This window comes from Pseudomonas sp. UBA6562, from assembly GCF_002434265.1.
GTDB lineage: Bacteria > Pseudomonadota > Gammaproteobacteria > Pseudomonadales > Pseudomonadaceae > Aquipseudomonas.
In genome coordinates this window covers 201853-224368 of sequence record NZ_DJJS01000010.1, presented here as the reverse complement: position 1 = coordinate 224368, position 22516 = coordinate 201853, and the positions used below count along the sequence as shown (strand labels likewise).

Annotated in this window: 14 protein-coding genes; 8 read left to right on the top strand and 6 right to left on the bottom strand. The window is 67.5% G+C overall.

What is annotated here, in order from left to right; genetic code table 11:
- Positions 1 to 97 precede the first annotated feature (97 nt).
- Positions 98 to 2452, bottom strand: coding sequence for a peptidoglycan glycosyltransferase PbpC (gene pbpC / locus B4M43_RS20890; protein ID WP_296269360.1), 2355 nt, complete (start codon positions 2450 to 2452; stop codon positions 98 to 100).
- A gap of 65 nt (positions 2453 to 2517) precedes the next feature.
- Here pbpC and B4M43_RS20885 point away from each other — a divergent pair, with 65 nt between their 5' ends.
- Positions 2518 to 2811, top strand: a complete 294-nt coding sequence (locus B4M43_RS20885; RefSeq protein WP_296269359.1) for a hypothetical protein — start codon at positions 2518 to 2520, stop codon at positions 2809 to 2811.
- A 112-nt stretch (positions 2812 to 2923) separates the two neighbouring features.
- Here B4M43_RS20885 and B4M43_RS20880 read toward each other — a convergent pair whose 3' ends face one another.
- A complete protein-coding gene (locus B4M43_RS20880) occupies positions 2924 to 7831 on the bottom strand; it encodes an alpha-2-macroglobulin family protein (RefSeq protein WP_296269358.1) in 4908 nt (1635 codons plus the stop codon).
- A gap of 259 nt (positions 7832 to 8090) precedes the next feature.
- Here B4M43_RS20880 and B4M43_RS20875 point away from each other — a divergent pair, with 259 nt between their 5' ends.
- Entirely contained in the window at positions 8091 to 9425 is a 1335-nt protein-coding gene (locus tag B4M43_RS20875; protein ID WP_296269357.1) for an MATE family efflux transporter, read from the top strand.
- A gap of 44 nt (positions 9426 to 9469) precedes the next feature.
- Here B4M43_RS20875 and speA read toward each other — a convergent pair whose 3' ends face one another.
- From speA to B4M43_RS20855, 4 genes are all read right to left on the bottom strand, one after another.
- Complete coding sequence (speA, locus tag B4M43_RS20870) at positions 9470 to 11383, bottom strand: arginine decarboxylase (RefSeq protein ID WP_296269356.1); 1914 nt, start codon at positions 11381 to 11383, stop codon at positions 9470 to 9472.
- A gap of 232 nt (positions 11384 to 11615) precedes the next feature.
- Positions 11616 to 11984 (bottom strand): translation initiation factor Sui1, encoded by a 369-nt coding sequence (locus B4M43_RS20865; RefSeq protein WP_296269355.1) that lies wholly within the window; start codon positions 11982 to 11984, stop codon positions 11616 to 11618.
- Positions 11985 to 12193: 209 nt separating this feature from the next.
- The gene (locus B4M43_RS20860; RefSeq protein WP_296269354.1) at positions 12194 to 12733 is read right to left on the bottom strand and encodes an NUDIX hydrolase; all 540 of its coding nucleotides are present in this window, start codon (positions 12731 to 12733) and stop codon (positions 12194 to 12196) included.
- A 1-nt stretch (position 12734) separates the two neighbouring features.
- A complete protein-coding gene (locus B4M43_RS20855) occupies positions 12735 to 13799 on the bottom strand; it encodes a DUF2333 family protein (protein ID WP_296269353.1) in 1065 nt (354 codons plus the stop codon).
- A 292-nt stretch (positions 13800 to 14091) separates the two neighbouring features.
- Between B4M43_RS20855 and B4M43_RS20850 the strand changes: the two genes are divergently transcribed.
- The 6 genes from B4M43_RS20850 (at position 14092) to accC (ending at position 22476) form a co-directional block, all read left to right on the top strand.
- The gene (locus B4M43_RS20850) at positions 14092 to 15714 is read left to right on the top strand and encodes a diguanylate cyclase (RefSeq protein ID WP_414707892.1); all 1623 of its coding nucleotides are present in this window, start codon (positions 14092 to 14094) and stop codon (positions 15712 to 15714) included.
- A 153-nt stretch (positions 15715 to 15867) separates the two neighbouring features.
- Positions 15868 to 17937 carry a methyl-accepting chemotaxis protein gene (locus tag B4M43_RS20845; RefSeq protein ID WP_414707895.1) on the top strand — a complete coding sequence of 690 codons (2070 nt, stop codon included), beginning with the start codon at positions 15868 to 15870 and terminating at the stop codon, positions 17935 to 17937.
- Positions 17938 to 18146: 209 nt separating this feature from the next.
- Complete coding sequence (locus tag B4M43_RS20840) at positions 18147 to 19928, top strand: protein-disulfide reductase DsbD (RefSeq protein WP_296269350.1); 1782 nt, start codon at positions 18147 to 18149, stop codon at positions 19926 to 19928.
- 163 nt (positions 19929 to 20091) lie between these two features.
- Positions 20092 to 20544, top strand: coding sequence for a type II 3-dehydroquinate dehydratase (aroQ, locus tag B4M43_RS20835; RefSeq protein ID WP_296269349.1), 453 nt, complete (start codon positions 20092 to 20094; stop codon positions 20542 to 20544).
- A gap of 94 nt (positions 20545 to 20638) precedes the next feature.
- Positions 20639 to 21103 carry an acetyl-CoA carboxylase biotin carboxyl carrier protein gene (gene accB / locus B4M43_RS20830; protein WP_296269348.1) on the top strand — a complete coding sequence of 155 codons (465 nt, stop codon included), beginning with the start codon at positions 20639 to 20641 and terminating at the stop codon, positions 21101 to 21103.
- Positions 21104 to 21120: 17 nt separating this feature from the next.
- A complete protein-coding gene (gene accC, locus B4M43_RS20825; protein WP_296269347.1) occupies positions 21121 to 22476 on the top strand; it encodes an acetyl-CoA carboxylase biotin carboxylase subunit in 1356 nt (451 codons plus the stop codon).
- Positions 22477 to 22516: the final 40 nt, after the last annotated feature.

Genomic DNA, 22516 nt, shown 5'->3' with positions numbered 1-22516 from the left:
TGGTTGGAGGGCAATACCAGTCGGTTGAGCCGAAACAGTGTTTATTGGGGCCGCTTTGCCGCCCCGATTACTCAACTGACCGGTATCACCCCTCGCCCTACTCGCTGACCTGAAACTCCACCCGCGCCGTCTCGCCACTCTCGTCCAGCGCGCTCAACTCGACCCGCCCGGTCTGCTGGAACGACACCGTCAGCGCCTGTTGGTCGAGGGTCTCGCCCTGCGGCTCGCCGTTGACGAACCACCAGCGCCGCCCGCCACCGCCCAAAGCCGAGACCTGCACCTGCAACGGCTCGCGGCTGCCGACGGGCCGGCGCAGGTGGTCGCCGGCGCGCACACCGACGATAGACAGCGGCGGCGCGCTGACCGGCACCTGCGGCGGGCACTGCGGGTCGACGGCCGGCAAGCGCGCCGCGCGGCGCTCCGAACGCGGCAACCAGGGCTCCAGCGGCGCCGGCCACAAGGCCACCTGCCGTTTCTGCGCACCGGGGCAACTGGCATCCACGCGCAGGCCCTGCGGGTTGACCCACAGCGTTTCGCTCAAGCCCAGGCCTAATGGCTGGTCGCCTGCCTGCAAGGTCGGCGGCGTGGTGCCCTGCAACGTCCAGGCGAAGCGCTGCCGACGGCAGTTGTCGTCGCGACGCGGCAGTGGCTGGCCCAGCGGCCAGCAGATCGCCGCCACGCCGACGCTGTCCGGCACCGGTTCGACCGGCACGGCGATGCCGCGCTGGCTGTCGCGATTGCTCAGCAGGTCGTGCACTTGCAGCATCAGCGGCGCCGCCGAGGCCAGGCCGAACTGCCCGGCCACCGGTGTGCCGTCGGGGCGGCCGATCCACACGCCGATCAGGTAGCGCGGCCCGACACCCACCGACCAGGCATCGCGAAAGCCATAGCTGGTGCCGGTCTTCCAAGCCAGCGCCGGGCGCTGCACCAGCTCGGCGCGGGGGTCGCGGTCGGGGCGCGCCTGGCCGCTGAGGATGCGTCGCACGATCCACGCCGCGCCCGGCGACAGCAGCCGCCGTTCGATCAGCGGGTCTTGCGGTTGCAGCCGAATCCGCGCGCTGTGCCCCTGACGGGCGAACGCGGCATAACCGCCGACCAGGTCTTCAAGACGGCTACCCGCACCGCCGAGGATCAGCGACAGGTTGGGCTCGGCCAGCGGCGGCAGGGCCAGGGGCACGCCGCCTGTGCGCAACTGCGCGGCGAAGCGCTTGGGGCCGTAGGCTTCGAGCAGTTGCACCGCCGGCAGGTTGAGCGACAGGGCCAGGGCCGCGCTGGCCGCGACCGGGCCGCTGAAGCCGCTGGAGAAGTTGCCGGGACGGTAGTCGCCATAGCGCCGCGGCACGTCCTGCAACAGCGACTCGGAGTGGATCAGGCCGTCGTCCAGGGCCATGCCATAGAGAAACGGCTTGAGAGTCGAGCCGGGCGAGCGCAGGGCATGCACCATGTCCACGTGCCCGAAGCGCCGCGCATCGCCGATTTCGATCGAGCCCAGGTAGGCGCGCACCGCCATGGTCTTGGCCTCCACCACCAGGATCGCCGCCGAGGTACGCTCCGGCAGGCGCGCGCGCCAGCCCAGCAGCAGGTCTTCCAGGCGCCGCTGCAAGGCGGCGTCGAGGGTGGTGCGGATCAGCGCCGGGCTGTCGCGGGTGTTCAGCCGCCGCGCCAGCAAGGGCGCCAGGGCCGGTTCCTGGCGCGGCGCGAGCAGCAACGGCTCCTCACGGGCCTCCTGCAACCGCTCGGCAGGCCAGACGTCATAGTCGGCCAGCCGTTGCAGCACCTTGTCGCGCGCGCGTTGGGCGCGTTTCGGGTGGCGGTCGGGGCGCAGGCGGCTGGGCGCCTGGGGCAGCACGGCGAGCAAGGCCGCTTCGGCGTGGGTCAGGTGCAGCGGCGACTTGCCCAGGTACGCCCAACTGGCCGCCGCCACCCCTTGCAAGGTGCCGCCGAAGGGCGCGCGGTCGAGGTAGATCTGCAGGATCTGCGTTTTCGACAGGTGCCATTCGAGCTGCGCCGTGCGCCACAACTGGCGCAGCTTGCCGCCCAGAGTCCGGTCATGCGGGTCGAGCAGGCGCGCCACCTGCATCGACAGGGTGCTGCCGCCCGAGACCACGCGCCCGCCGCGCAGGTTGAGCCAGGCCGCGCGCGCCAGGGCCATCGGGTTGACCCCGGGATGGCGGTAGAACCAGCGGTCTTCGTAGGTCAGCAGCGCTTGCAGGTACAGCGGCGAGACCTGCTCGGGAGTGACCGGGTAGCGCCATACGCCGTCGGCATCGGCGAAGCGCCACAGAGGCGTGCCGTCTTCGGCCAGCACTACCCGGGCCAGGTCGTCGCCGGGCAACGGCAGCGGCCACAGACGGTCGGCCACCCACAGCAGCGCCAGCACCAGCAGGACCGCCAGCACCACGCTGCGGCACAGGCGCCCGGCACGGCTGCGCGGGCGGACTAGACTGGCCATCGGGAACCGACCTGCCCCGGCCATGGCCAAAGCGCTGACACCGATTCATTCATCAGGACGTAATCATGCATGTAGAAGGCTTTTTCGAATGGCTGGGCCAGGCGCTGGGATCGCTGATCCGCATCATCGTCGATGCCTTGAGCGGCCTGTTCAATCTGCTGGCCAACGCCGGCGGCAATTTCATCGACGGCCTGTCCCGCACTTTGGGCATGGACACGTCGCTGGTCAGCATCGCGGCATTGATCGTCGGTTTGATGCTGCTGTTCTCGGCGGTGCGCGCGTTCATGCGCGCCTCGATCGTGCTGGGCATCGTCTGGCTGCTGCTGGGGTTGTGGGTGATGAGTTGGGTGGTGCATTAAGTCGAGTCTGAATCCCGATCCGGCCAGGCCAGGCCCGGCTCGGCCAGACCCGGCCTGCACCCCCTCCGCCCACCGACAGGCCAGCGCTGCTGGCCTGCCGCGCCCCTGCCCCTCAGCGGGCCTTGATCTGCATTTCCCCTTGGCTTTCGCCCACCGCGTTCAGGTTGGGGCGGTACATCGACTCGACCTGCGCCGGCGGAATACGGTAGCTGCCCGGCGTGACCGCGCGAGCCAGGTACAGCAGGTGGGTGGTGCCGTAGTTGTCCAGCTTGAGTGCGGCGACGTAACGGTCGTCGCGGAACTCCTGGTGCACCACGCTGGCGTTCTGCATCGAATCGCGCCATTCCTTCACCGCGCTGCTGGCGTTGTCCAGGCTGGCCGAGCTTTGCGCCAGGTTCTGGTTTTCCAGTTCCAGGCCGGCCGGCAGCAGGTCCACTACCAGAGCGTCCGGCACACGGTCCTTGGCCTTGAGCGCCAGGTGCACCAGCACCAGGTCGCCGCTGCGCAGGTTGCCGAGGTTCAACGGCTGACCGTTGAGGCCCAGGTACTCGCGGCGGATCTCGATGCCGTTGCTTACCGGTGCCGGCGCCTGACGCGGATAGCCCGACAAGGTCAGTTGCTGGTACAGGGTGTCGCCGCTCTGGTTCTGCACGCTCAATGGCGAGGCCAGTAGCGGGCCTTCGAGCTTCAGGCCGGATTCGGTGTTGTCCAGCTCGCGCACTTCACCGGCGCTGTCCAGGCGCGCCTTCCAGGCACCTTCCGGTTTGCCGAGCAGGTTGCGGCCGGCGAGGAACAGCGCGTTGCGTTCCTGAGTCGAGAGGTAGCCGTTGGCGGCGAGTTCGTCGGACAGCGCGAACAGGCGTTGGTCCACCTGGTTGGCCGCCAGCTGGTTCTCCTGCAGCAGCGCCAGGATCAGCGCCTGGTCGCGCAGCGTACTGCCGTAGTCGGCCAGCCAGCCCTTGCCGCGGCCGATGCTCAAGCCGGTCTGCAAGGCCTGCTGGGCGCGCGGTTTGTCGCCCATCTTGTCCAGGGCCACAGCCAGCTGCACCAGCGCCAGGCCCGAGCGTGCATCGGTGCGGCGTTCGAACAGGCTGCGCAGCGCGCCCAGCGGCGCCTGCTGGTTGCGTGCCAGCACCAGGGCGGCGTAGGCCTGTACGGCGAAGCGGGTGTGCTCAGCGTTGTCGCTGTAGTCGACCTCAATCAGGTTGCGCTCCTGCAAGTAGCGCAGCAGGCGCTCGTTGGCCTTCTTCAGGGCGTCGGCCGGTACGCCGTAGCCCTGCTCGCGGGCGCGCTGCAGGAAGTCAGTGACGTAGGCGGTCAGCCAGTATTCCTCTTCGCTGTCGCTGCCCCACAGACCGAAGCTGCCGTTGTAGCGCTGCATGCCCAGCAGGTGCTCGATGCCAGCCTCGATCTTGCGCTTGCGCACCTCGGCCGGCTCGCCCTTGATGCCGAGGCGTTTGAGGCTGTCGGCGTCGGCGTACAGCGAGGGGTACAGGCCGCTGGTGGTCTGCTCAAGGCAGCCGTACGGGTAGGCTTCCAGAGCACGGATCTGCTCGGCGAGGTTCAGCGGTGGTCGGCTCGACAGCGCCAGGCTGGCTTCCAGGCCGGCCGGCTCGAAGGCCGCCAGGTCGTTGTCCGGCAGGCTCCATGGCTGGTCCTTCAAGGCCACACGGTAGTGCTTGAGCATCGCCGGATAGGCCGGGCGCACGCCCAGGGTCCAGTCGCGGGTATAGACGCTGGTGGGTTCGTTGGGCAGTTGCAGGCCGGTGACCTGCACCTGCACCTTGCCCTGCCCCAGACCACCTTCGGCCTGCACCGGGATCATCAGGGTGCTGCGCTGGCCTTCGCTGAGGCTGACCTGCTGCTCGGTCGGGCCGATCAGGCCGATCTGCCCTTCGCTGCGCAATTGCACGGTCAGTTGCTGGGCACGGCCCGACAGGTTGGCCAGGTCCAGAGCCAGGCGCGTACGGTCACCCCCGGCCAGGAAGCGCGGCGCCGACAGCTCGGCGATCAACGGCGCGGCGACCACGGTCTTGCCTTCGGCGACGCCGAAGTGGTCGTCGCTCCAGGCTTGGGCCATCAGCCGCAGCTCGCCGTTGAAGTCGGGAATGTCGACGCTGGCGACGCCCTCGCCCTTCTCGTCCAGGGTCACCGGCACGCTCTGCTGGGCGACGATGGTCACCGTGGTGTTGGGCCGCTTGCCGCCCTTGGCCATGGCCGCGTCGCCACCGAAGGCCAGGCTGGCCAGACGGCCTTGGCCGGCTTCGATCAACTGGCCGTAGATGTCCAGTTGGTCGGCGCCGTAGGCCTTGCGCCCGAACATGCCGGTGAAGGGGTCGGGGGTCTTGAAGTCGGTGATGTTGAGGATGCCGACGTCCACCGCCGAAAGCAGCACGCGCACCTGCTTGGGCACGCTGCCGTCGGCGTTGGTGGCCTTGAACTTGACCTTCAGCGGCTGCTTGGGCCGCATCTTCTCGGGCGCTTGCAGGGTCAGCGCCAGCTTGCGGTCGCCGCGTTGCAGCGGCAGGTGCAGCACGCCCACGGCGCGCTTGGGCGTGGCGTTGACCTTGCGCTCGCCCGGGCGGATCACCAGGGCGCTGACGTACAGGTCGTGGCGCGCCCATTTCGGGTCCAGGCGGATGTCGAAGGTCTTGCCTTCGGCCGGTACGTCGATGGCCTGCCACCACAGCGGGCCATCGGCGGACTCGACCATCAGGTAGCCGCTGCCCGCGGCAGGCGGGGTGACGGTGACCTGGGCGCTGTCGCCGTCGGCATAGGCCGGCTTGTCGAGCGCCAGCTTGACCTGGTCGGGGCGCACGGCGCCGCCTTCGGCGTTGTCCTGGGCACGGTAGCCGGCCCAGAAGCGCTCGCTGGAGACGATGCCGGTTTCGGGATCTTCCACTTCGACGCGGTACGGGCCCCACTCCACCTGGAAGCTCAGGGTGGCGGTGGCGCCGGCCTTGACGCTGACGGTCTCTTCGCTTTCGGTGAGGAATTTCTCGTTGAAGTTGTAGCTCCAGCCGTCGTCCTGGGAGTAGTTCCAGTAATAGTCGCGGCGCTCGCGGACCAAGCGGACCTTGAGGTCGTCGGCGGCCAGCTTGTGGCCGTCGCGGTCGGCGACCAGGACTTCGAACTGCACTGGGGCGTCGCCGTCGGTCTCTTCACCGTCGAACAGGCCGCGCAGGCCCGGCAGGCGTTCGGCTGGCCAGATCGGCTGCTCGAAACGGCGGGTGATGGGCCGGCCGCCGGATTCCTGCAAGCTGGCCTGGACGGTCAGTTGCAGCGGCGAGCGGGCCTCGGCCCAGCGGCTTTCGATGTCCAGGCTGGCCTTGCCGGCCTGGTCGAGGGTGACTTCGTCGAGTTCCAGGTCCTGGCTCAGGTCGCTTTCGCTGACCGAACCGAACTGGTAGCCCGGCAGCGCCGGCACGGCTTCGCGCAGCGGGCGCAAATACGCCTGGCCGCTCAAGCGGTTGCCGGCGGCGGGAGCGCCGTAGAGGTAGCGGCCATTGACCTGGATGTGCGCAGGCTCTTCGGGGCTCAGCGGCGTGGGGCTGCCTTTGAGTTCCAGGGCCAGGCGTTCGGGCAGGAAGTCTTCGACGAGGAATTCGTAGACCTGCTTGCGCCCGCCGCCCAGGTCGAGCAGCAGTTGCCAGCGGCCTGTCGGCGCTTCGCCGGAGAGTTGCAGCTGGTACTGGAACAGTCCGTTGCCGTCGGCCTCCCAGACGAATTTGCGGCTGACCTGCTCGTCGGGGCGGCGCACTTCCACGTTGACTGGCTGGGCCTTGACCGGCTTGCCGTCCTGGTCGCGCAGCAGGCCGTTGAGCAGCACGGTTTCCCCTGGGCGGTACAGGTCGCGCGGGCCGAAGATGAAGAACTGCAAGGGGTTGGCCTGGGGGCCGGTGATGTCGAATTCGGCCAGGTCCAGCGCTGCGGTGTTCAGGCGCAGCAGCGTGGTGTGCACGCCCTGGGTGGCGATCAGGGTGTCGGCCTTGGCGTCGATCGGCATCTGCGCATGGCCGTCGCCGTCGGTGCTGGCCTGGGCGAGCAGCTTGCCCTTGTCGTCGTGCAGTTCGAGCTTGACGCCGTCCATTGCTTTGCCGCCGTCCAGCGCCTGGGCGAAGACGTCGATGCGGTCGCGGTAGCGGTGCGCCGACACGCCGATGTCGCTCAAGGTGAACAGCGTGGCCGGCTGGGAATAGTCGTAGGTGCCCGAGGCGCGCATCACCGCCAGGTACACGCCTGGCTCTTGCAGCGGTTTGATGCCGGCGATGGGCAGCAGTACCGTTTCGCGGGTGTTGCGTGCGGGGTCGAGGTCGAAGCGGCCGCTGTAGACCAAATCGGCCATCTCCAGGGTCTCTTTGGACTGGTAGGCGTACAGGCTGCTGTTGCGCCCCCAGTTGACCAGGAAGTTCGACAGCTGCTCGGGTTTGACGCGGAAGAAGTCGACGTCGACCTTGGCCACGTTCAGGGCGATCACCGGCAGGCCTTCGGCCAAGCGCGTGGGCAGCAGCGAGCCGCGGCTGGCGAAGCCCACGGTGGCCTGCATGTCGCGGGTTTCCAGGCGGCTGACCACTTCGCTGTCGAGCTGCTTGCCATTGACCGCCAGCAGGCCCTTGTCGACGGTGAGCACCAGCTTGCGCTGCGGTTCGAGGTGGCGCAGGCGCAGTTCCATCTGGTTGTTCGACAGCTCCCAGGCGCCGTCGACCTTGCCCTTGACGGTATCGACCAGGTGCAGTTTGCCGGCGAAGTCCTGGTCGGCGTCCAACGGCGCGGAGAAGCTGACCGACAGCGCGCTGGCGCCGTCTATCTGCACTTCCGAAACATCCAGCACGCTCAGCTCGCGGCCTGCGTAGCGCTTGGCGAGCACGGCCGGGTCTTCGCGCTTGCTCGATGCGGTCTGGGCGGGCGCGGCCGCGGTCGGCGTATCGGCCGGGGCGGGCTTGGGCGCCTCGGACGTGGAGGAATCACAGGCACTGAGCAGTGCCAGCGCACAGGCCAGCAACAATCCTTTGTTGAACATGAGGAAGGGACTCTTCGGCAGCGTGGTCGTAAGGGCGGCAACTATAGCCCACCGGGAAACAATTCACTCGGATGGGTGCGTGAGCTGAGACTTCGTTCGCAGGGATTGGTTGCTTGCTGACACAGGAGATTTTACAAAATATGTCCACTTGCCCGGAGCCCGGTAGAATGCGCGGTTTTCCTGCGATGATCGGATGCCCCGGCCCCATTGTGGGCCATCCGCCGGACACCCCTGTCATGCCCGAACCATCTGGAGCCGCATGCCTTCACTGCTGACCGACTGGCGCCACCGCGCCACCCACCGCAAGGTCTGGGCACTGGCCGCGCCGATGGTCCTGTCCAACGTCAGCGTGCCGCTGGTGGCCCTGGTCGACAGCACGGTGGTCGGCCACTTGCCCCATGCCCATCAGTTGGGCGCGGTGGCGGTGGGCGCGGTGCTGTTCACCTTCATGATGGGCCTGATGGGCTTCCTGCGCATGGGCGCCACCGGCTTCGCCGCCCAGGCGGCCGGGCGCGGCGACGGCGCGGGGTTGCGCCAGGTGCTGGCCCAGGGCCTGCTGCTGGCGGTGGGCCTGGCGCTGCTGCTGGGCCTGCTCGCCCTGCCCTTCAGCCAGTTGGCACTGCACGTCATGCAGCCCAGCGCGGCCCTGCAACAGGCCACCCAGGACTTCTTCCATACCCGCCTGTTCGGCCTGCCGGCGGCGCTGGCCAGTTATGCGCTGGTAGGCTGGTTCCTCGGCACGCAGAACGCCCGCGCGCCGCTGGCGATCCTCTTGGCCACCAACCTGCTGAACATCGCCTTGAACCTGTGGTTCGTGCTGGGGCTGGACTGGGGCGTGGTCGGTTCGGCGCGCGCCTCGGTGATCGCCGAGTGGAGCGCCGCCCTGCTGGGCCTGGCCCTGACCCGCCCGGCGCTGCGCGCCCATCCGGGGCGCATGGCATGGCCGGCCCTGCGTCGCTGGCAGGCCTGGCGCCCGTTGCTGGCGGTCAACCGCGACATCTTCCTGCGCAGCCTGGCGTTGCAGGGTGTGTTCCTGCTGCTGACCGTGCAGGGTGCGCGGCTGGGCGAGGCGACGGTGGCGGCCAACGCGCTGCTGCTCAATGGCCTGCTGCTCACCGCCTACGCGCTGGACGGCCTGGCCCATGCGGTGGAGGCGCTGTGCGGCCATGCCATCGGCGCCCGCCAGCGCGAGGTGTTGCGCCGTTCGCTGGTGGTGGCCGGGGGCTGGTCGTTGCTGGTGAGTCTGGGCTTCGCGGCGCTGTTCCTGGGTGCCGGGCACCTGTTCGTCGACACTCAGACCGACATCGCGAGCGTGCGCCAAGCGGCGTATCCGTATCTGCCGTACCTGGCGCTGCTGCCATTGGTGGCGGTATGGAGCTATCTGCTCGACGGGCTGTTCATCGGCGCCACGCGGGCACGGGAGATGCGCAACGCCATGCTGCTGTCGGTGTTGCTCGCTTTGCCGCTGGCCCTGGCCTTGCGCGGGCTGGGCAACCATGGATTGTGGTTGGCGTTTCTGGCGTTCATGGCGCTGCGGGCGATCACCCTGGGTGGGATCGCCTGGCGCTTGCAGCGCAGAGACGGCTGGATGTAGACCGCAACGTGCGGAAGCGGGCGAACCCACTCCCGCACGGCAGATCAGGACGACAGGTACGACGAGCGGGTCAGCCCCAGGCGCAGCGCGTCGAGGTACTGGGTACGCTCGCGCGGGCTGATCTTGGCGCTGGCGACCTTGTCGCGGTAGTGGGTCATCAGCTCTTCGGGCGACAGGTGCACGTAGCGCAGCATGTCCTCGATGGTGTCGTGGGTCTCGATGCCGGCGTGGTACACGCTGCCGTCGGCGTTCTGGTAGATGTTCACCGAGTCGGTGTCGCCGAACAGGTTGTGCATGTCGCCGAGGATTTCCTGGTAGGCGCCAACCAGGAAGATGCCCAGCAGGTAGTCTTCGCCTTCGTTGATGCCATGCACCGGCAGGCTGGTCTCGATGCTCTGCTCGTCGACGTACTGGTTGATCTTGCCGTCCGAGTCGCAGGTCAGGTCTTGCAGCACGGCGCGGCGCAGCGGCTCTTCGTCCAGGCGGTGCAGCGGCAGGATCGGCAGCACCTGGCCGATGGCCCAGGTGTCGGGCAAGCTCTGGAACACCGAGAAGTTGCAGATGTACTTGTCGGCCAGCTTGTCGTTGAGCTCGTCGAGCACCTGGCGGTGCGAGCGCTGGCGGGCCTTGAGCGAATTGTGCAGGCGCCGGCACACAGCGAAGTAGCACTGCTCGGCCAGGGCCTTTTCGGACAGGCTGAGCTTGCCGTCGGCGTACTGCGCGGCCACATCGCTCATGTAGTGGGTGGCGCGCCAGTAGGTTTCGGTGACCATCTCGATGTCGGTCGGGCCGAGCAGGTCGACCAGCCACTGCACGGTCTCCGGCAGGCTGGCCTTGTCTTCAATGGTCGGCACCTGGTCGTTGTGCTTCTCGACGTCGGTGACCTGCACCACCAGCATGGCATGGTGCGCGGTCAGCGCCCGGCCGCTCTCGGAGAAGATGTGCGGGTGTGGCAAGCCCTGGGCGTCGCAGAACTCCTTGAGCATGCCCACCACCACGGCGGCGTAGTCGTCGATGTCGTAGTTGATCGAGCTGGCGTTGCGCGAGTGGGTACCGTCGTAGTCGACGCCCAGACCGCCGCCGACGTCGATGTGGTCGACCGGCAGGCCCAGCGCGCGCAGCTCGCCGTAATAGCGGATGGCTTCCTTGAAACCGTGCTGGTAGTCGGCCAGGTTGGCGATCTGCGAGCCCATATGGAAGTGCAGCAGGCGGATGCCCTGGTCGAGGCCGGCGTCCTTGAAGCGTTGCACCACCGACAGCAACTGCGCGGCCGAGAGCCCGAACTTGGACTTCTCGCCACCGGTGTCGGCCCATTTGCTCGACGCCAGCGACGACAGGCGCACGCGCAGGCCGACCTGGGGCTTGACCTTGAGCTCGGCGGCTTCGTCGATCACCAGGGCCACTTCCGACTCTTTCTCGATGACGATGAACACGTTGTGGCCCAGCTTCTGGCCCATCAGCGCCAGGCGGATGAACTCGCGGTCCTTGTAGCCGTTGCAGACGATGGTGCCACCCTTGGGCGCCAGGGCCAGCACGGCCAGCAGCTCCGGCTTGGAGCCGGCTTCCAGGCCGATGGAGACGTTCTGCGTGGCGATGATGTTCTCGACCACCGCCTCCTGCTGGTTGACCTTGATCGGGTACAGGGCGGTGTACTGGCTCTGGTACTCCATGCGCGCGATGTTGGCGTCGAAGGCGCCGGTGAGCTGGCGCACGCGGTCTTGCAGGATGTCGGGGAAACGCACCAGCAGCGGCAGGCTCAGGCCGCTCTGACGCAGCTCGTCGACCTGTTCGAAGAGGTCGATGGGCGAGCTGTCGGGGCCGTTGGGGCGCACTTCCACGCGCCCGGCTTCATTGATGGCGAAATAGCCTGCGCCCCAATGGCGAATGCCATAAACACTGCGGCTGTCGGCCACGGTCCACTGGCTGCCATCGTCTTTGCGTGTGCGTCGTACGGACATTCAAGTCCCCTATTAGAGAAGTCAGAACACGGCCCAATGCGCGGTGGCAGGCAGTGTAGAAGCTGAAAATGACGGTTCGTCCATGCTGGGGATAGACCCCGGTTGCACAAGCGAGTTTAGAAACGCAGGGGTAAAAACCTTGGCCGCTGCGGCAAGGGCCTGGCGCCTTAGGTCATGCAGGGTGGGGTCGGACGGCGCTCGAAGTCGCCGGCAACGCACCCGCGCGCAGCCTTCAGCCACCCGACTTCTTGGCGGTGAAGCCACGCTTGGTCAGTTCGGCGAGCAGCAGTTCGACATGCTCGCCCTGGATCTCGATGACGCCGTCCTTGAGCGCGCCACCGGTGCCGCAGCGGCGTTTGAGCTCGGTGGCCAGCGCCTTCAACGGCTCGGCCGCCAGGGTCAGGCCGGTGATGGTGGTGACGGTCTTGCCGCCGCGGCCCTTGCTCTCGCGCCGCACACGGGCGATGCCGTCGCCTTGCGGCACGTGCTGCTGGCAGATGCAGGCATCGACCGGCTGGCTGCAGTCGGGGCAATGGCGACCGGCGTCGGTGGAATAGACCAGACCGCCGAGGGCGGCGAAGGAGGAGGATTTCTTGGCCACGTTCGTGCCTCTTGTTGAGGGCAGAAACTGATCGAGCCTGGTGGCGGGCCGACCGCGAAGCCCCACTCTGGCAGGGGCGGCGCTGATTGCCGCGGTACACGCGGCAACCCATAAAGGGCGCGCAGTTTAACGAGAAAAAGCCTACGGCCCAAGTAGCGGAATGCGCCATTTTTCGCCTGTTTTGCGACCTTGGCGGAGGCGTCGCCAGGTCAACGGCCGAGCGCGTGCCGGTAACGTTGCAACGCGGCCAGGGAATCGGGGCAGTAGGGCTTGCTCAGGCTGTCGGCTTGCGCTTGGTCGAGGCTGACGAAACGCGCTTCCAACACCTCTTCGGGTTGCAGGCGCAAAGGACCGTCCCATACCGCAGAGAACACCGCGCACCACAGGTGGTTGTCGGGTTGGTCGAAGAAGAACTTTTCATGGAACTGCAACGCCACGCCGCTCACGCCCAGCTCTTCCTCCAGTTCACGGGCGGCCGATTGCGCATAGGTTTCCTCAGGCCCGACCATGCCGCCGGCGGCCACGTCCCAGTAACCGGGGTACAGCGCCTTGCTCAAGGTGCGGCGGTGCACGCACAGCTCGCCTTGGCCATTGAACAGGAGAATGAACGTGCCACGGCCGATCAGCGCACGCTCGCGCAGTTCGGCCCGTTGCAGGGCACCGAGCAGGCGGTCCTGGGCATCCACCCAGGCGACCCGCTCAACGTCGGAGGCCGCGCGGTGCGCGGCCTCCACAGGGTCGATCGGCATATCAGCCCTGGGACAGCAGCTGGCGCAGGTCGATCACTGCGGCATTGGCACGGGAGATGTAGTTGGCCATCACCAGCGAGTGGTTGGCCCACATGCCGAAGCCGCTGCCGTTGAGCACCATCGGGCTCCACAGCGGTTCCTGCGAGGCTTCCAGTTCGCGGATGATCTGCCGCACGCTGACGGTGGCATTCTTCTTCGCCAGCACGTCGGCGAAGTCGACTTCGATGGCGCGCAGCAGGTGCGACAGCGCCCATGCCTGGCCACGGGCCTCGTAGAACACGTTGTCGATCTGCAGCCAAGGCGTTTCCACCAGCTCCTCGTCCACTTGCGGCGCTTGGCCAGGCACGATGGCCTCGGTCTTCAGGTTGCTGTTGAGCTTGACCCGGCCGACGCTCGCCGACAGGCGCTGCGACAGCGAGCCCAGACGGGTGGCGACGTCGCCCAACCAGTTGTTGAGGTTGTCGGCACGGGTGTAGAAGATCGCGCCCTTGTCGCCGGCGGCCAGGCGCGCCTGGTAACGCGACAGCGACTTGATGCCTTCCTCGAACTCCGATTCGCTCGACGGCAGGATCCAGCTCTTGTGGTCGAAGTTGAAGCGTGGCTCGGCCTTGGCCAAGTCCGCGTCTTCGGTGGACTGCGACTGGGAACGGGCGAAGTCCTTGCGCAATGCGCGGGACAGGTCACGCACCTGGACCAGCACGCCGTACTCCCAGCTCGGCATGTTGTCCATCCACAGGCCTGGCGGGAAACGGTCGTTGGCGATGTAGCCACCCGGCTTGTTCAGCAGGGTGCCGGACACGTTCTTCAGGGTTTCGACGGTGGTGTAGCCCACGACCATCTTCTGGCCGGACTGCTGCGCGGCGGTCTGCGCGGTCTGCTGCACCGGGAACAGGTCGGGCTCCTGGCTCCAGTACCAGCTCAGGCCGATGCACACCAGCAGGTACACACCGATCACCGCAGCCAAGGTACGGCCCCAGATGCCGCCACGGCGGCGGGGGGTGGCTTTGCGGGATTCGGCCCGCTCGCTCGGCGCTTCAGCGGCCTCGCGTTTTTTCCAGTCCAGCATGGCTTTTGTCCTTAATTCAGTCACGTCGAGTGCGAAACGTTGTACGGAAACCGCCTGCCCTGGGCAGACGCTTTCGCTACAGGGCCTGGGGCTTGGACCACAGGGTAACGCTAGGGTGCCACGGCAGATCCCTGGCTCGGCACTATAAAGCAGACGCTTTCATGCGCATACGCGACCCACCGCTCGGCGGGCCGTACACAAAGATGCTGCTTTTTATCGCATGGCAGCGGGCCGTTGGCCCCCGAGCAGTGCTAGCATGGAGCCACTATCGGACTGCGACCGCAGTGAGCCCATGAACCCACCCCTTACCCCCTCTTCCACCCCCTCAAGGTCTTCGCGCATGCACCAAGTGCTGCAACAAACCCGCGATGTCCTGCTGCTCTGGCAACGCCTGCACCACACCGACCCGACCCGCACCGGCCTGCGCTATCTGCACAAGGCGAGCCTGCGCCTGTGGCGGACCGCCGAGCAGTGCGAGCACGCGCAACAAGTGGCTGCGGCCCAGGCCCTGTGTGCGCAGCTCGAACCGCTGCTCGAAGGCCAGCCGTCGTTGCCGGCCGGCGCGCTGGACGCGCTTGCGCCCTTGATCCAGCAACTGGCCCGCAGCAGCCTGCGCCGCGACGACCAGTTCGACGACGTGCTCCTGCCGGCCTTGCGCCGGCCGCTGTACCTGTTGCTGGAAGATGCGCAAGCGACCGAGCGGCTGGTCCAGCAACTGGCGTTCTTCGGCCTGGCGGCGCAAGCCCTGGACAGCGCCGAAGCCTTGCGCAGCGCGCTGGCCGAAGCGCCGCCGGGCATCGTGGTGCTGGATGTGGATTTCGCAGGCCCCGGTCGCGGCCTGCAATTGGCCCAAGCCCTGCAAGCCGACGCCGAACCGCCATTGGCGCTGTTGTTCTTCAGCCAGGACGACAACGACACGTGTGCGCGATTGAGCGCGGCGCGCATCGGCGGCAAGGCGTTTCTCACCGGCACCCTGGAGGCCTCCGCGCTGCTGGAAAAGATCGAACGCTTGAACGATTCCGCCGACGTGGACCCGTTCCGCGTGCTGATCATCGACGACTCGCGCGCCCAGGCGCTGTACACCGAGCGCATGCTCAGGCACGCGGGGATCTCCACGCGGGTGCTCATCGAGCCGCTGCGCACCATGGACATCCTCGCCGACTTCCAGCCCGACCTGATCATCCTCGACATGTACATGCCGGGCTGTACGGGCTCGGAGCTGGCACGGGCCATTCGCCATAACGATCGCTACGTGAGCGTGCCGATCATCTACCTGTCGGCCGAAGCCGACCTGGACAAGCAGCTCGAAGCCATGAGCGAAGGCGGCGACGACTTCCTCACCAAGCCGGTGCAGGCCCGGCAACTGGTCACCACGGTGCACAACCGCGCCGCCCGTGCCCGCCACTTGAACGCGCGCCTGGTGCGCGACAGCCTGACCGGTCTGTACAACCACACGCACATCCTGCAACTGCTCGAAGATTGCAGCCACCGCGCACGCCGCGAGGGCCAGCCATTGAGCTTCGCCATGCTCGACATCGATCACTTCAAGCGCATCAACGACGTGCACGGCCATCCCACCGGCGATCGCGTGCTCAAGAGCCTGGCGCTGTTCCTGCGCCAGCGCCTGCGGCGCACCGACTTCATCGGGCGCTACGGCGGCGAAGAGTTCGCCATCGTCATGCCCGACACGCCGCTGGACGCGGCCTACCGCCTGCTCGACGACCTGCGCCAACGCTTCGCCGAGCTGCACTACCCGGCCCACCCGCAGCCGTTGAACTGCACCTTCAGCGCCGGCGTGGCGAACCTGGGCGACGGCATGGACGCCTCCCAGCTGGGCAACATCGCCGACGAAGCGCTGTACGCCGCCAAGCACAGCGGGCGCAACTGCGTTCTGAAAGCCGAGCCGGCCCCGTAGCGGCCGGTTCGGCGCTTCCGCTCGGTAGCGGTGGCCGGCACAGCCGGCCCACTCCAAGCGACGCGGTCGGCCCACTGCTCGCATCGCCATGCGCCAGGCATCGACATACCGCCCGGATCGGCGCTTCGCTGCGACCGTCGCGTGCAAACCGCCATGCCGTCCCACCGCGCCTGCAAAGGACACAGGCCTCTGCCGTCATCAACCGGTCATCAATGGGCAATACCGTCAGCGCGGTCATCCCCCTGCCGGAAGTGCGCGCGCATGCGTCTGAAGCTGCTGACCAACCTCAACACCCTGCTGCTGGTAACGGTGTGCATCGCCTTGGGCGCGACCCTGTGGTGGTCGCAGCAGGCGCTTCAACGTCCGTACCAGATGATGGAACGCTACCTGACCCTGGCCCAGCGCTTCCAGAACGAGGGCGCGGCCAACGTCCAGGCGTACCTGGGCAGTGGCGATGCGCTGCGCCATGCCGCCGCCATCCAAGCCATCGAGCAGTTGCAAGAAAGCCTGAACGCCTGGCCTAGCGCCTTGGCCGACAGCCTGCACCCGAGCCTGGACGACTTGCAGCGTTTCGCCGCAGCCGACCTGCTGGCCGCCGGCAAGCTGGCCGCCGATCCCCAGGCCCTGCTGTTGCAGGCCGAGCGCGAGCTAGGCGCGACCCTCCAGCAACTGGCGCGCTATGCGGCCGATGGCGGCGGCGCCACAGCCGACGGTTACCGTGCGCCGCTGCTGGACGCCGCCGTGCACCTGGCGCGGCTGTCCCTGGCGCGCGACAAGCTGGTCAGCAGCGGTCGCGCCGAACTGGCCGACGAGGTGCAACGCGAGCTGCAGTTGATCGACGCCCAGGCCGCGCAGCTCGACGCCTTGCCCCTGCTCGGCGTGACCGTTGCGGCAACCACGGGCGGCGACGACTTCGCCGCGCTCATGGGTTTGCAGAGCGAAGCCCAGCAGGCCCCGCAAGACCTGGGCGTCGACCTCAAACGCCAACTGCGCAGCCTCATCAATCGCTACCCGACCGAGTTGCAGCGCACCCGCGCCCAGATCGAGCAACGCGCCGCCCTGGCCGCCAGCACCGAACGGCGCGTTGGTGCGGTACGCAGCGCGATCGCCGCCGTGGAGCCCCAGGTGCGCGCCCTGCACGGCCAGATCCAGAGCGAAGTGCGTACCTTGCAAGGTCTGATGATCGCGCTGATCCTGCTCATCGCCGTGCTCATCGACACCCTTCAGCGCCGCCTCGCGCGCACCCTGGGCAACCTGGCCCCGGCCCTGTCGCGCTGGGCCGAGGGCAATTTCGCCCAGCCCATCGCACTAGGCCGCACCAACCGCGAACTGCACGACATCCAGGCCTCGCTCAACCGCCTGCGCCACTACCTGGTGGAGCTGATCGGCACGCTGCGCCACCACGCCGAGCAGGTAGGCGGCAGCAGCCATGCGCTGGCCGACATGAGCAGCGCCCTGCACGACGGCGCCGAACGCCAGGCCGGCGACACCGCGCTGATCCGCGACGCCTTGGGCGAACTGGAAGCCACCATCGTCCAGGTCGCCAGCGACGCGAGCGCCGCCGCCGGTGCCAGCCAGGACGCCGGCAGCGCGGTCGCACAAGGTCAGCAGGTGATCGGCGGCAGTCTGGCGGGCCTGCGCACCCTGGTCGAGGAGGTGCAGGGCAATGCCCGCAGCATCGAGCAACTGGCCGAGGAGTCGGCCACCATCGGCAGCGTGCTGACGGTGATCTGCTCGATCGCCGAACAGACCAACCTGCTGGCCCTCAACGCGGCCATAGAGGCCGCCCGCGCCGGAGAGATGGGCCGCGGCTTCGCCGTGGTCGCCGACGAAGTACGCTCGCTGGCACAGCGCACCACCGGCGCCACCGGCGAAATCCAGAGCCTGATCGACCGCCTGCAGCACGCCGCGCGCCAGTCGGTGGACGGCATGCGCGCGCAGCTCGAGCACGCCCGCCATACCGCCAGCCAGGCGCAGGCCGCCGACGGCGCCCTGGACGACATCGTGCGCGCCATCGCCACCATCGCCGACACGGCCGTACGCATCGCCGATGCCACCGCCCAGCAGCGCGGCGCGGTGGGCGAGATCCGCGACCACAGCGAACGCATCCACGCCTTGGGCAACGACAACCTGCAGCGCATCGGCGAGGGGCGCGCGCAAGGCGGCCAGTTGCTGAGGCTGGGGGGCGAATTGAATACGGCGGTGCGGGCGTTTCGGGTGTGAGGCCGGCGCCCGGACGGCCAAAGGTCGCGTTCGAACGCCGCGTGGACGTGGAGCGGCGCGGTCTTCTGCCCTGCCTGCATGGCAGGCCCGACGCCAAGGGCCTGATTCTCGCGCCTGCCGAGCACGGCGGGTGGAGCACCCTGTGGCGTTCATGACCCCTGCCGGCAACTCCGCTATCATGCGCGCACGTTCCACCTAGCGAGTCCGCCATGCGCCGCCTGTTTTTCCTGTTGATCCTGCTGCTGGCCAGCCCCGCATTCGCCGCCGGGCTGCTCGACGACCGCCCCAGCGCCACCCTGGGCGCAGCGCCCGGCAGCAACCAGGCCGACTTCCTGCCGGTCGAGAAAGCCTTCCAGCTGAGCCTGGTCAAGAGCGACGCGCAAAGCGTCACCCTGCGCTTCGTCGCCACCGATGGCTACTACCTGTACAAACACCGCTTCCAGTTCCACAGCGAACCGGCGGGCCTGGCCCTGGGCACGGCGCAGATTCCGCCAGGCCAGCCCAAGCACGACGAGTTCTTCGGCGACGTCGAGGTATACCACGACGTGGTCGACATCCGCGTGCCGCGCCAGGACGTGCCGCAAGCCTTCACCCTGCTGGTGGGCTATCAGGGCTGCGCCGACAAGGGCCTGTGCTACCCGCCACAGACCCAGCGCCTGAGCATTCCCGGCGACGGCCCCGCCACAGGCGCCACAGGCCTGGCGCCCGAAGAGGGCTGGAGCTGGAAATCGCTGCTGCTGTTCTTCCTCGCTGGTGTCGGCCTGACCTTCACCCCCTGCGTGCTGCCGATGCTGCCGATCCTGTCGGGCGTGGTGCTGCGCGGGCAAGTGGGCGGCGGCCGTGGGCTGGCGCTGTCGCTGGCCTACGTGGTGCCCATGGCGGCGAGTTTCGCCGTGCTGGGCGCGCTGATGGGGCTGTTCGGCGCGGGGCTGAACCTGCAGGCGCAACTGCAATCGCCCTGGGTGCTGGTGCCCTTCGCGCTGTTCTTCGTGCTCTTCGCCTTGGCCATGTTCGGCTTGTTCGAGATCAAGCTGCCGCAACGGTTGAGCGACCGTCTGGACGGCATGGCCCAGCGCACCCGCGGCGGCTCGCTGCTGGGCGCGGCGGTGCTGGGGGTGCTGTCGAGCCTGCTGGTCTCGCCCTGCGTCTCCGCGCCGCTGGCCGGCGCCCTCTTGTACATCAGCGCCAGCGGCGATGCCTTGGGCGGCGCGCTGAAGCTGTTCGCCCTGGGGCTGGGCATGGGCGCGCCGCTGGTGCTGGTCGGCGTGGGCGGCGCAGCCTGGCTGCCCAAGAGCGGCGCCTGGATGAACACCGTGAAGAACGCTGTCGGCGTGCTGCTGCTGGGGCTGGCCATCGGCCTGCTCAGCCGCGTGCTGCCGGGGCCGGCGACGCTGCTGCTGGTGGGCTTGCTGGCGGTGGGCGTGGCGCTGTTCCTCGGCGCCCTGGAGTGGGCGCAGGTGAAGAGCCCGCGCCAGCGCCTGGCGCAACTGCTGGGCCTGCTGCTGCTCAGCTACGGCCTGGCCTGCTGGTACGGCGCACTGAGCGGTCAAGGCGACCCATTGCGCCCCTTGCCCCAGGCCACGGCGCCCGGCGCGGCCCAAACCGTCGCCAGCGCCGGACGCTGGCAGACCCTGAGCACTCCCGCCGCGCTCGACACTGCGCTGGCCGAGGCCAAGGCCGCCGGCCGCCCAGTGCTGCTCGATTGGTACGCCGACTGGTGCATCAGCTGCAAGGTCATCGAACACGAAGTGCTCAACGCGCCGGCCGTGCAGCAACCCTTGGACGATTTCACCCTGCTGCGCCTGGACATCACCCAGAGCAACGCCGAACAGCGCGCCCTGCTCGACCGCTACGGCCTGTTCGGCCCGCCCGCGCTGCTGTTCTTTGCGGCGAACGGCGACGAACTGCGTACAGACCGTGTGGTAGGCGAAGTGAACGTCGACGACTTCGTCGCCACCCTGAGCCGAGTGCGCAGCAAACTCCAGCCCTGACGCGCCGTCGTCATCTAAATGACCCATTTCTGGCTTTTAGTCACGTACTTTGGTCGAACCTCGGTCATCGTGCTGACTATTGCCGGGAACTGGACACTCAAAGCGGTTTGCGGCATAGTCGCCGCGCTGTGTCGAATTGCCCTACAAAACCAAGGAATCGCAGATGGCAACCCTACTGGTGCTGCATGGCCCCAACCTGAACCTGCTGGGCACCCGCGAGCCAGGCCACTATGGCGCCGCTACGCTGCCGCAGATCAATCAGGACCTGGAGCAACGCGCCCAGGCTCAGGGCCACCGCCTGCACACCTTGCAGAGCAATGCCGAGCACGTGCTGATCGAACGCATCCACGCCGCACGCGACGAAGGCGTCGATTTCATCCTGATCAATCCGGCGGCGTTCACCCATACCAGCGTCGCGCTACGTGACGCATTGCTGGCGGTGAGCATCCCATTCATCGAAGTGCACCTGTCCAACGTGCACAAGCGCGAACCGTTCCGTCACCACTCTTACTTTTCCGACGTGGCGGTTGGCGTGATTTGCGGTCTGGGCGCCACCGGCTATCGCCTGGCCCTGGAGTCCGCGTTCGAACACCTGGCTGCGCCCGCACAGCCCTGATGACACACAGCCGTGGCCTCGGGCCGCGGCTTCGACTGAACGTTGCTGATACGTTTTCAATTTACACCCCCGACCGAATCCTGGGAGTCGCTTAATGGATATCCGTAAAGTCAAGAAACTGATCGAGCTGCTGGAAGAGTCTGGCATCGACGAGCTGGAGATCAAGGAAGGCGAAGAGTCCGTCCGCATCAGCCGTCACAGCAAGACCCCGGCCGGCCAGCAGTTCTACGCACCCGCCCCGATGGCCGCGCCGTTCGCCGCTCCTGCCGCCGCTGCCCCTGCCGCGCCGGTCGCTGCCGCCGAAGCCGCCGCGCCTGCGCTCAAAGGCACCGTGATCCGTTCTCCGATGGTCGGTACCTTCTACCGCAAGCCGTCGCCGACCTCGCCGAACTTCGCCGAAGTCGGTCAGTCGGTGAAGAAGGGCGACACCCTGTGCATCGTCGAAGCCATGAAGATGATGAACCACATCGAAGCCGACATCGGCGGCGTCATCGATGCCATCCTGGTCGAAGACGGTCAGCCGGTTGAGTTCGACCAGCCGCTGTTCACCGTCGTTTGAAGCGCGGAGAGCCAACGATGTCTGGGAAGCTCGAAAAAGTCCTGATCGCCAACCGGGGTGAAATCGCCCTGCGCATCCTGCGTGCCTGCAAAGAGCTGGGCATCAAGACCGTCGCCGTGCATTCCACGGCCGACCGCGAACTGATGCACCTGGGCCTGGCGGACGAATCGGTGTGCATCGGCCCGGCGCCGTCCAACAAGTCGTACCTGCACATTCCGGCGATCATCGCGGCGGCCGAAGTCACCGGCGCCACGGCGATCCACCCCGGCTACGGCTTCCTGGCCGAAAACGCCGACTTCGCCGAGCAGGTCGAGAAATCCGGCTTCGCCTTCATCGGCCCGAAAGCCGACACCATCCGCCTGATGGGCGACAAGGTGTCGGCCAAGCACGCCATGATCAAGTCGGGCGTGCCGACCGTACCGGGCTCCGACGGCCCGCTGCCCGAAGACGAAGACGCCGCGCTGGAGATCGCCCGCAAGGTCGGCTACCCGGTGATCATCAAGGCCGCCGGCGGCGGCGGCGGTCGCGGCATGCGCGTGGTGCACAAGGAAGAGGATCTGATCGCCTCGGCCAAACTGACCCGTACCGAAGCCGGTGCGGCGTTCGGCAACCCGATGGTGTATCTGGAGAAATTCCTCACCAACCCACGCCACGTGGAAGTGCAGGTGCTCTCCGACGGCCAGGGCAACGCCATCCACCTGGGTGATCGCGACTGCTCGCTGCAACGCCGCCACCAGAAGGTGCTGGAAGAAGCGCCGGCCCCCGGCATCGACGAAACCGCGCGCCAGGAAGTGTTCAAGCGCTGCGTGGACGCGTGCATCGAGATCGGCTACCGCGGTGCGGGCACTTTCGAGTTCCTGTACGAGAATGGCAGCTTCTACTTCATCGAGATGAACACCCGCGTCCAGGTCGAGCACCCGGTCTCGGAGATGGTCACCGGTATCGACATCGTCAAGGAGATGCTCAGCATCGCCGCCGGCAACAAGCTGTCGTACCGCCAGGAAGACGTGGTCATCCGTGGCCACTCGCTGGAATGCCGGATCAACGCCGAGGACCCGAAGAAATTCATCCCCTCCCCCGGCACCGTCAAGCACTTCCACGCCCCGGGCGGCAACGGCGTGCGGGTCGATTCGCACCTGTACAGCGGCTATTCGGTGCCGCCGAACTACGATTCGCTGATCGGCAAGCTGATCGTCTACGGCAAGGACCGCGAAGAAGCCCTGGCACGCATGCGCAATGCCCTGGACGAGATCGTCGTCGACGGCATCAAGACCAACATCCCGCTGCACCGCGACCTGGTGCGCGATGAAGGTTTCTGCAAAGGCGGCATCAACATCCACTACCTCGAGCACAAACTGGCCAACCAGGATTGATCGAGCGGTAGTGCGATGACCCAAGACAGCCCCGGCCTTG

Bases quoted from the DNA above. Each gene is read 5' to 3' on its own strand.
- B4M43_RS20850 (WP_414707892.1), top strand. From the start codon at position 14,092: ATGAACCCACCCCTTACCCCCTCTTCCACCCCCTCAAGGTCTTCGCGC.
- B4M43_RS20860 (WP_296269354.1), bottom strand. From the start codon at position 12,733: ATGCCGATCGACCCTGTGGAGGCCGCGCACCGCGCGGCCTCCGACGTT.
- B4M43_RS20885 (WP_296269359.1), top strand. From the start codon at position 2,518: ATGCATGTAGAAGGCTTTTTCGAATGGCTGGGCCAGGCGCTGGGATCG.
- B4M43_RS20875 (WP_296269357.1), top strand. From the start codon at position 8,091: ATGCCTTCACTGCTGACCGACTGGCGCCACCGCGCCACCCACCGCAAG.
- B4M43_RS20845 (WP_414707895.1), top strand. From the start codon at position 15,868: ATGCCGTCCCACCGCGCCTGCAAAGGACACAGGCCTCTGCCGTCATCA.
- aroQ (WP_296269349.1), top strand. From the start codon at position 20,092: ATGGCAACCCTACTGGTGCTGCATGGCCCCAACCTGAACCTGCTGGGC.
- pbpC (WP_296269360.1), bottom strand. From the start codon at position 2,452: ATGGCCAGTCTAGTCCGCCCGCGCAGCCGTGCCGGGCGCCTGTGCCGC.
- B4M43_RS20840 (WP_296269350.1), top strand. From the start codon at position 18,147: ATGCGCCGCCTGTTTTTCCTGTTGATCCTGCTGCTGGCCAGCCCCGCA.
- B4M43_RS20880 (WP_296269358.1), bottom strand. From the start codon at position 7,831: ATGTTCAACAAAGGATTGTTGCTGGCCTGTGCGCTGGCACTGCTCAGT.
- B4M43_RS20855 (WP_296269353.1), bottom strand. From the start codon at position 13,799: ATGCTGGACTGGAAAAAACGCGAGGCCGCTGAAGCGCCGAGCGAGCGG.
- speA (WP_296269356.1), bottom strand. From the start codon at position 11,383: ATGTCCGTACGACGCACACGCAAAGACGATGGCAGCCAGTGGACCGTG.
- accB (WP_296269348.1), top strand. From the start codon at position 20,639: ATGGATATCCGTAAAGTCAAGAAACTGATCGAGCTGCTGGAAGAGTCT.
- accC (WP_296269347.1), top strand. From the start codon at position 21,121: ATGTCTGGGAAGCTCGAAAAAGTCCTGATCGCCAACCGGGGTGAAATC.